Genomic DNA, 8863 nt, shown 5'->3' with positions numbered 1-8863 from the left:
ATACTTACTTTAAATTAAATATGAATTTTGAAAATGGCAAACTTAGTGAAAACTAAGGACGCAAAGCTATGGATCGTACAGGTTGGCTGACGACCGCCAGGTTACTGATTTTTTTTGCCATGCTTGTAAAGAGTGTGGCATTATCCATTTAATTGGAGACATTTATTGAAAAACAGAAAGGAGTTATTCTGATGATCGAAATCAAACAATTCATTCAATTCAAACTCGGATTACACAACTATGCTGTGGAAATGAGTTGTGTTCGAGAAATCATCAAGCCAGTAAAAGTTATCCAACTTTTGGGTGCTCCGGAATTTGTCCAGGGGATTGCCAAAGTGCGTGATGGTGTTGTTACCGTAGTCGATTTAAGAAAGAAATTTGTAATCGAGCCTAGTGAAGAAGGAGAACCCAGAATAATAATTTTTGAGTCCGCTCAAGAAACTGAGAAAATTGGTCTTTGGGTTGACGATGTCGTTGAAATTCTGGAAAGCGGTTCCCTTGAAAAAATCCCCGATATTATACATCGTGGCACAATAAAGGAAATCATCAAAACTGAGGATGATATCATTCCAGTAATAGATGTCAAACAGCTTTTTTCCGACGACGTTTTAGCTTGGTTGGGATCTGCTAATGTCGTATCATCGGATGACTTAATTGTAGTTCAAGAGAAATAAAGGGTAGGAGGAATTACTATGATCGAAGATTATGAACAAATGGTTGATGTGATTTTTGAGACTGACTTTGGGAAAACCTCTGTTTTTTTGTTTGATCTTGAGAAGTATATCCATGTTAGAATGGGTTCTGTTATTAATCTACCTCTTAAAGTCGGCGACATATTACCCTCTACGTCTACGTCGCTTGAATGCCTTCAAACAGGTGAAAAGGTTCAAAGATTGGTAGGGGCAGAAGCCTTAGGGGTTGCTTATACTGGAGTAGCGTATCCGATTAGAGAAAACGGGGTCATTATCGGTGGAATAGCCACCACAGGTTCAAATGAAAGGGAATATGCACTCCAGAATCTTCCTTCCCTTGCAAAGGAACTTTCAGAATCTCTGGAACAGGTTTCAGCAGCTATTGAAAATATTGCTGCCTCAGCCCAAGCGCTCGCAGATGGTGGTCAAGCCCTTACACTACAATCTCAAGAAGTCAACGAAAAAGCACTGCAAATGGAAGAAGTTGTTGAATACATAAATTCCGTTGCAAGTGATACAAAAGTTCTTGGACTTAACGCTTCAATCGAGGCTTCTAGAGCGGGTGACGTTGGGCGCGGCTTCGCTGTTGTGGCCTCGGAAATTCGGGCGATGGCAATATCTAGTGCCACCTCTGCAAAAGATATTCGTAAAATTATTGGAGGAATTCAAGGCCATGTCGGCAAGATGACTATGGAGTTAGAAAAGGTAGGAGGAAATACTCAGGAAGTCTCTGCAGCAGTGGAGGAAATTGGAGCGACCATAGAATCCCTATCAGGATCTGCGATGGCATTATCAGCTTTGGCCGCAAAGCTTTAAAAGCAAAATCATTAGGGGTATCTTCTCGATTAATTATGAGTAGGCTATTTTTCGAACGTTTTTGTGGTTGCGACATCAAACGTTCGAAAAATTAGTTGACCTAAGCCGTCATTTCTTGTAAAATGAAATTAAGACAAATGAATAGTGTGTTCATATAGTAGCAGAGATAAGGTCTGCGAGTTTCTACCGGACTGCCGTAAATGGTCCGACTATGAGCGAAAGTGTACCTAAGGCCACAGGGCCAAGTGGTACAGATCCAAAGACTTTGAGAAAGTCTTAACTTTGTTTTTGGATTACACTGCGTGGATATAGGAGACTTACTTCTTATTTAGATGTTTAGTTGAACTTGAACCCAGGCGGGCAGGTTTCTCTCACTAATTTGAGTTGAAAGCTGTTTGCTTGGGTTTTCTTGTTGTGCCAGCATGGTTTCTTTAGTTCGTGGACACGTGAGTATCATAATCAACTGCAAGGAGTGGAGTGGCTAGAGTGTTTACAGTACTTGATTTAGTTCAACCAGATAGTTTAGAAGAAGCTTCCCAGATTCTTTTCAAGAAACGAAATAACACCATTCTAGGTGGCTGTGCTTTTCTGAAAATGGGTTCCAAACGAATTGGTACAGCGATTGACCTTTCTAAACTTGGACTTAGCTATATTAAAGAGCAGGCTGATTTCATTGAAATTGGGGCTATGGCAAGTTTAAGAGACGTTGAAACTAACACGCTGTTAAGGGAATCCTTTAATGGAATGCTTCCCAAATCAGTGCAAAATATTATTGGAGTGCAATTCCGAAACGGGGTCACTGTGGGCGCTTCGGTTTATTCTAAATATGGTTTTTCCGATTTAATTACGGCTTTATTAGCGCTAGATACGGAAGTCGAGTTGTACAAAAATGGGAGAATGTCCTTAGCGGAATTTTTAGGCAAGCCTTACGAAAAGGACATCTTAGTGAGACTATGGATTAAGAAAAACAAGCGGCTAGCCAATTACCAGAGCTTTAGAAATTCAGCCAGTGACTATTCGATCCTAAATGTTGCAGTTTCAACTCTTGATGATCGTTGGACAATCGTTGTGGGGGCTAGACCGAGAAGAGCGGCTATAGCTAAGAGTGCTTCGTCAACTCTGTCCAAAGAAAACCTAACGGACAAAGAGATTGAGGATGCGGCGCAAAAAGCCGCGGAGGAGTTATCCTTTGGCACAAATATGAGGGGGACGGCCGACTATCGCCAGGCTCTCTGTCGAGTGCTCGTCAAGAGGGGAATAATGGAGGTTTTGCAATGCAAATCGAAGTAACGATTAATGATAAATTAGTCACTTGGGACGTAGCAAACGATGAATTTCTGGCGGATACTTTAAGAGTCCATGGACTTCTTAGTGTTAAGAAGGCGTGTGAAACAAGTTGTTGTGGACTTTGCACAGTCTGGATTGAGGGCAAGCCTATGCTTTCTTGTTCAATCCTTTCCTCAAGGGTTCACGGTAAAAAAGTCACAACTATAGAAGGAGTTCCTAAGGCCGCAGAGGAATTTGCCCAAGTGCTCAGCGCAGAAGGGGCAGAACAGTGTGGTTTTTGCAGCCCAGGGTTTATCATGAATGTGCTGGCCATGAAAAATGAGTTGGTTAATCCTTCGGAAGAAGAAATTATTCACTATCTGACCGGCAACTTGTGTCGTTGCACAGGGTATATGGGACAGCTTAGAGCAGTTAAGACCTATCTGGGGGTGAAGTAGGGGTGAAGAGCATGGGCTTGAAAAATGTAGGTCACAGCATTCCTAAAATTGATGGCATGATGATCGCCACAGGTAAACCGGTGTATACAGAAGATCTGGCTTTGCCCAATGCCTTAGTGGTGAAAATTCTGAGAAGCCCACATGCTTATGCTAAGATTAATTCGATCGATTTTTCTGGGGCAGAGAAGTTAGAGGGTGTGGAATGCATTCTCACTTATAAAGATGTTCCAAAAGAACGTTTCACGTTAGCGGGTCAATCCTATCCCGAGCCCTCGCCCTATGATCGTTTGATTCTCGATCAAATCGTTCGCTATGTGGGAGATGAAGTGGCGATTATCGCGGCGGTGGATGAAAAGACAGCGCTCCTGGCCATGAAGAAGATCAAGGTCGATTATGAAGTGATGGAACCTGTTTTAGATTTCGAGCAGGCCTTGGGACATTCTTCAGTGGTTCATCCTGAAGAGGATTTGCACGTCAATTTCGATATTGGACTTGATAAGGGAAAAAATATTGCCTCTTCCTACTACGAAGCAGTGGGAGATGTGGAGGAAGAATTCAAGCGTTGCGCAGTGGTGGTTGAGGATGTCTATTATCCGCAAGCGCAGGCCCATGCCATGATGGAAACGTACCGTGCTTTTACTTACCTTGATCACGTTGGAAGGCTCGTTGTGGTCAGCTCCACCCAGGTTCCTTTTCATATTAAAAGACAGTTGGCGAGAGCGTTACAGATTCCCGCAAGTAAGATCAGGGTGATTAAGCCTAGAATCGGTGGCGGGTTCGGAGGTAAGCAAACAGGCGCAGGGGATGTCTTTGCAGCGATCGTAACCTTGAAGACTGGGAAACCAGCGCTCATCATCTATGATAGAAAAGAAACATTTAGCTGTACGACCAGCCGTCATGCTATGAGAGTTAAGGTCAAACTGGGGGCAGATCAGGAAGGGATTATTCGAGCGATCGATATTAAAGTCTTATCGGACACTGGGGCGTACGGGGAACATGCCCCTACTGTCTTAGGCTGTGTGGGTCATTACACACTTCCGCTTTATAATAAAACAAGAGCGGTGCGTTTCAACGGAAACGCCGTGTATACCAACAAAATGCCAGCAGGGGCTTTCCGAGGATATGGAGCGACGCAGGGAACGTTTGCCTTGGAATCGACGGTTAATCTGTTGGCAGAACGATTAAATATGGACCCGACCGAGGTTCGCTTAAAGAATATCAGCAAAGTCGGGGAAACCTTTCTGACCGGTCAAGGGGTTCTGCTGGGAAGCTCGTCTTTAGATCAATGTATAGCCAGGGGCAAAGAGCTGATCGGCTGGAAGGGTAAATTCCCGCGCCGAGAAGTCGGGCACAATAAAGTGAGAGCAGTGGGAATGGCAGTTACGATGCAGGGCTCGGGCATTGCAAATATCGGAACTGCATCCGCTGAAATTCGATTAAATGATGATGGGTATTTTACCCTTCTCATCGGAGCAACGGACATGGGAACTGGATGCGATACGATCCTTAGCCAGATGGCCGCGGAGATTTTGGAGATCCCGATGGAGATGATTATAGTTAATGCCGGGGATACTGATACTGCTCCCTATGATCCAGGGTCTTATGCCTCAAGTACGACCTATGTAGCCGGGTCTGCGGTTGTTAAGGCAGCGGAGGAATTGAAAAAGAAGATTTTGGAACAGGGTGCAACGTTTTTAGGAGTTTCTTCGGAGGACGTTGAACTGCATGAAATGGCAGTCCGTACTGTTAGAGGAGAGCAGGAGATGAGTTTTGCCAAGATAGCGGAACTTACCATTCTGGGTACGGGAAAACTTCAGCTTGTTGGTTATGCAACACATGGAAGCGAAATTTCCCCTCCGCCGTATGTAGCAGGTTTTGCGGAGGTAGAAGTTGATCAAGAGACTGGAAAAGTAGACTTGATTGACTATGTTGCGGTCATAGATTGTGGGACTGTGATTAATCCTAATTTAGCCCGCATTCAGGCCGAAGGTGGGATTGTCCAAGGAATAGGGATGGCCCTCTACGAAGAGGTAAACTATAATGACTTGGGCAAGATGGCGACGAACTCCTTTATGCAGTATAAAATCCCATGCCGCAAAGATGTTGGGAACGTGCGGATAGAGTTTGAAGAGAGCTTTGAACCCTCGGGGCCTTTTGGGGCGAAATCTATCGGGGAAGTGGTGGCCAATACCCCGCCACCGGCTATTTCTCAGGCGATTTATAATGCCGTCGGGGTTAGAGTAAACCATTTACCGATCACACCTGAAAAGGTATTTTTGGCAAAGCAAAACTTAATCACAAATCTTAATCTAGATTCTTGACAGTTTTCCAAAAATGCTGCGCCAGATGACTTTCGTCATCGGTGCGGCATTTTTTGTGCATTATGCCAATAGCTTGTCCCGGCTTAGATTTGTTACAATGGATCTTAAAATAGACTTGTGCAGCAGGCTTGTCTAAATAGGATCAGATTGGGAAAGGTGTTGAAGTTAATGGCAAGGCTACTATTTAAGAATGTGGTCAAGAAGTACGATCAAAATACGGTGGTTTATGATTTTAATTTAGAGATTAATGATAAGGAATTTCTGGTTTTGGTCGGTCCTTCGGGCTGTGGAAAAACAACGACTCTTCGGATGATCGCTGGGCTAGAGGAAACAACCAGTGGAGAAATATATATTGGGGACCAACTGATTAACAATGTCGCGCCAAAAGACCGAGATATCGCCATGGTCTTTCAAAGTTATGCTCTCTATCCTCATATGAGTGTCTACGAGAATATGGCGTTCGGGTTAAAGCTGCGTAAAATGCCAAAGGATGATATTGACCGCAGGGTGAAGGAAGCGGCTAAAATATTGGACATCGATCATCTTTTAGACCGCAAACCGAAAGCGTTGTCAGGCGGACAAAGACAGAGGGTGGCTTTGGGTCGAGCAATTGTTCGGGAACCTAAAGTCTTTTTGATGGATGAGCCGTTATCAAATTTAGATGCTAAGTTAAGGGTGCAAATGCGGGCTGAGATTTCTAAGTTGCGGCACCGTTTACAGACAACCGTAGTTTATGTGACCCACGACCAAACTGAGGCGATGACCATGGGTGACCGGATCGTCGTCATGAAAGATGGGTTTATTCAGCAAGTGGATACTCCCATGAACTTGTATAATCATCCTTGCAATACGTTTGTGGCTGGGTTCATCGGTTCGCCCGCCATGAACTTTTTGCGTGTCAAACTAATTGAAGAAAACGGCCAGATGTGGCTGGTGAACCCGGAGCTTCGTATTTCCCCGCTTGAGGAACGTCGAGAGGCATTGACCCCTTATATAGGAAAGGAAATAATCATGGGAATCCGCCCTGAGTCCATAGAAGATGATATTGCCTTTCTAGAAGCCCATCCAGATTGGACGGTTGACGTGCAAGTGGATGTTGTTGAACCTATGGGAGCCGAAAATTATATCCATTTTGCGATTAACGGTGAAAACGTCATTGCGAGGGTTGGAGCGACAAGCCCGGCTAAAGTACTCCAAAAGCATAAAGTGGCCTTTGAAATGAGCGCAGCTCGCTATTTCGATGCGGAGACTCAAGACGTCATTCATAGACCGGGGTATAAACCTGCTTATTAAATTCTGCCTATTCTTAAGTGTAGTGGGTTACATCAAGGGTAAGCGTGATAGAATATTTGGCAAAGGGAAAAAGGCTAGGGTGAAGTAATGTGTTTCAAAATAACGGGATACCAAGGGAAAGAGTACAAGTTTTAGCCCGCCGTCTTTCCGAGGCAACGGGCTTGCTATTTCGAGTTGGTTCCGAGTGCCAGTCCCCTGCTGGAAATTCTTTGGAGGGCGAAATCCCAGGACCGCAAATTCCCCTCGAAATTCAGGTGGAGGATGGGACAATTGAGTTGCTCTATAGCCCTGGCAGCGTAGAGGCGGGACCCTTGACAACCCGACTCTTACAAGCCTTGGCCCGAGAAATTTATGACGGTTTGACAGGTAGTCTTGATCAGGATGTTCCATTTGAATCTTGGACCTGGGAGAAGCTGCTAAACAAAGCGCTCGTAGAACAATGGGATCAAGGGACCTTCGCTGCGAAGGCCGCTGCGTGTCGCCTAACGGGCCTTTCTCTGGGGTATCCGGTACTTGTTCACTGTTCGGCATGGACTCCTGAGGTTGTTGAAGTGCTGGAGAACCTTTTCCCACAGGCACCCGTGCGCTGGGTTCTTAAGCCTGATCTTTTTCTCTATGTTCCACTCGAACGCAGTGAAGGGTTAGTGGAACATAGGGTTTACGGAAATTCTCTGATCGAACAGATTCATGCTTTATTAGCAGATGAGTTAGGAGTTTTGGCAACGGTTTTTGTGGGTCAAGTGATTGAAACAGATTTATGGGCAGGCTTTTTAGATGTCAAGAAATTAGTCGAGCTTCACCGCCGATTTTTTGCGGGTAAACTGGGGTTAGCGGCTTGGAATGTGGGACTGGCTTCTCTATTCCAAGAGACCCGAACGATTGTCGGTCAAGAGTATATCCAAGGTGTTCTCGGGCACTTAAGCGAGGAATTGCTGGAGACACTGAGGACCTTTTTGGAAAAAGACATGAGTGTTGCAGACTCAGCGCGGGCTTTATTTATTCATAGAAATACGTTAACCTATCGGTTAGATCGGATCACGGAGTTAACAGGACATAATCCTCGACGTTTAACTGGAGCAGTCCATTTATTTATGGCCCTTTGGTTAAGCAATCACACCAAGTAAAATGGGGGAGAAGCATGGAGGATAATCATTTACAAGGCTGTCTCGCCCGTGTTAGGGGGATTCTGCCTTCTTTAAAATCAGCGGAAAGTCGGGTAGCCCGTTATATTCTGCAAAACCCGGATCAAATCATTCATCTTTCGATTACAGAACTAGCGGAATTTGCCCAGAGTGCTGAGGCAACTATTTTTCGCTTATGCAAACGTTTAGGATATGGTGGGTACCAAGCGTTTAAAATTTCTTTGGCGAGTGATCTCGTTAAACCCTTACAGAACATTCATCAAGAAATCACCCCGGACGATACGTTGTTGACAATTGCAGCTAAAGTTTTTCAGTCTAATATGGAGGCTCTGCAAGATACCTTAACCCTTGTTGATGAACGAAGTTTGGAGAAAGCGGTTCAGACCCTTCATCAGGCGACGCGGATTGAATTTTATGGTTTGGGAGGATCGGCACCGATCGCGATGGATGCGTACCACAAGTTTATTCGCGTTGGAATTCCCTGCATTGCTCTGACTGATTCCCATATGCAGGTGATTTCAGCTCGCCTCTTACAACCCGGAGCGGTCGTTTTCGCGATTAGCCATTCGGGGAGTAACATCGATATTGTGCAAGCTTTAATAACGGCACGCCAAGCAGGTGCAGTGACAATCTGCTTGACTAATTATCCTAAATCCCCGGTCACGAAGGAAAGCGATATCTGTCTACTTTCATCCAGTCGAGAATCTCACTATCGGAGTGAGGCGATGTCCTCTCGGATTGCCCAACTAAGCATTATTGATACGTTATTTGTGGGAGTTTCTCTGCTCAGACGGGATATTCTATTGGAAAATCTCCAGAAAATCCGAGAAGTGATTGCTTTGAAGAGGTATTAGGAATTAGTATTCACTAAACTG

The 8863-nt window shown here is 44.8% G+C and carries 8 protein-coding genes and 2 riboswitches; all 8 genes read left to right on the top strand.

The window, feature by feature from the left end; genetic code table 11:
- Window positions 1-25: 25 nt before the first annotated feature.
- A riboswitch (cyclic di-GMP riboswitch) is annotated at window positions 26-109 on the top strand.
- Between the two features lie 82 nt (window positions 110-191).
- The 8 genes from DSOL_RS13910 (at window position 192) to DSOL_RS13875 (ending at window position 8842) form a co-directional block, all read left to right on the top strand.
- Entirely contained in the window at window positions 192-674 is a 483-nt protein-coding gene (locus DSOL_RS13910; RefSeq protein ID WP_075365439.1) for a chemotaxis protein CheW, read from the top strand.
- A gap of 18 nt (window positions 675-692) precedes the next feature.
- Complete coding sequence (locus tag DSOL_RS13905) at window positions 693-1508, top strand: methyl-accepting chemotaxis protein (protein WP_075365438.1); 816 nt, start codon at window positions 693-695, stop codon at window positions 1506-1508.
- A 130-nt stretch (window positions 1509-1638) separates the two neighbouring features.
- Window positions 1639-1740: riboswitch (purine riboswitch) on the top strand.
- 254 nt (window positions 1741-1994) lie between these two features.
- Complete coding sequence (locus tag DSOL_RS13900) at window positions 1995-2798, top strand: FAD binding domain-containing protein (protein WP_075365437.1); 804 nt, start codon at window positions 1995-1997, stop codon at window positions 2796-2798.
- Window positions 2783-3232, top strand: coding sequence for a (2Fe-2S)-binding protein (locus DSOL_RS13895; protein ID WP_075365436.1), 450 nt, complete (start codon window positions 2783-2785; stop codon window positions 3230-3232). Before DSOL_RS13900 ends, DSOL_RS13895 begins: the two co-directional genes overlap by 16 nt.
- Before the next feature lie 11 nt (window positions 3233-3243).
- On the top strand, window positions 3244-5553 hold the full coding sequence (locus DSOL_RS13890; protein WP_427854407.1) for a xanthine dehydrogenase family protein molybdopterin-binding subunit: 2310 nt from the start codon (window positions 3244-3246) through the stop codon (window positions 5551-5553).
- Window positions 5554-5721: 168 nt separating this feature from the next.
- Window positions 5722-6846 carry an ABC transporter ATP-binding protein gene (locus DSOL_RS13885; protein WP_075365435.1) on the top strand — a complete coding sequence of 375 codons (1125 nt, stop codon included), beginning with the start codon at window positions 5722-5724 and terminating at the stop codon, window positions 6844-6846.
- A gap of 89 nt (window positions 6847-6935) precedes the next feature.
- Complete coding sequence (locus DSOL_RS13880; RefSeq protein ID WP_075365434.1) at window positions 6936-7970, top strand: PucR family transcriptional regulator; 1035 nt, start codon at window positions 6936-6938, stop codon at window positions 7968-7970.
- A gap of 14 nt (window positions 7971-7984) precedes the next feature.
- Window positions 7985-8842, top strand: a complete 858-nt coding sequence (locus tag DSOL_RS13875; RefSeq protein ID WP_075365433.1) for a MurR/RpiR family transcriptional regulator — start codon at window positions 7985-7987, stop codon at window positions 8840-8842.
- Window positions 8843-8863: the final 21 nt, after the last annotated feature.

This window comes from Desulfosporosinus metallidurans, assembly GCF_001936615.1.
Taxonomy (GTDB): domain Bacteria; phylum Bacillota; class Desulfitobacteriia; order Desulfitobacteriales; family Desulfitobacteriaceae; genus Desulfosporosinus; species Desulfosporosinus metallidurans.
The sequence above is the reverse complement of the archived record's forward strand: the minus strand, read 5'-3'. Positions and strand labels throughout refer to the sequence as shown.

Bases quoted from the DNA above. Each gene is read 5' to 3' on its own strand.
- DSOL_RS13895 (WP_075365436.1), top strand. From the start codon at position 2,783: ATGCAAATCGAAGTAACGATTAATGATAAATTAGTCACTTGGGACGTA.
- DSOL_RS13875 (WP_075365433.1), top strand. From the start codon at position 7,985: ATGGAGGATAATCATTTACAAGGCTGTCTCGCCCGTGTTAGGGGGATT.
- DSOL_RS13905 (WP_075365438.1), top strand. From the start codon at position 693: ATGATCGAAGATTATGAACAAATGGTTGATGTGATTTTTGAGACTGAC.
- DSOL_RS13885 (WP_075365435.1), top strand. From the start codon at position 5,722: ATGGCAAGGCTACTATTTAAGAATGTGGTCAAGAAGTACGATCAAAAT.
- DSOL_RS13910 (WP_075365439.1), top strand. From the start codon at position 192: ATGATCGAAATCAAACAATTCATTCAATTCAAACTCGGATTACACAAC.
- DSOL_RS13890 (WP_427854407.1), top strand. From the start codon at position 3,244: ATGGGCTTGAAAAATGTAGGTCACAGCATTCCTAAAATTGATGGCATG.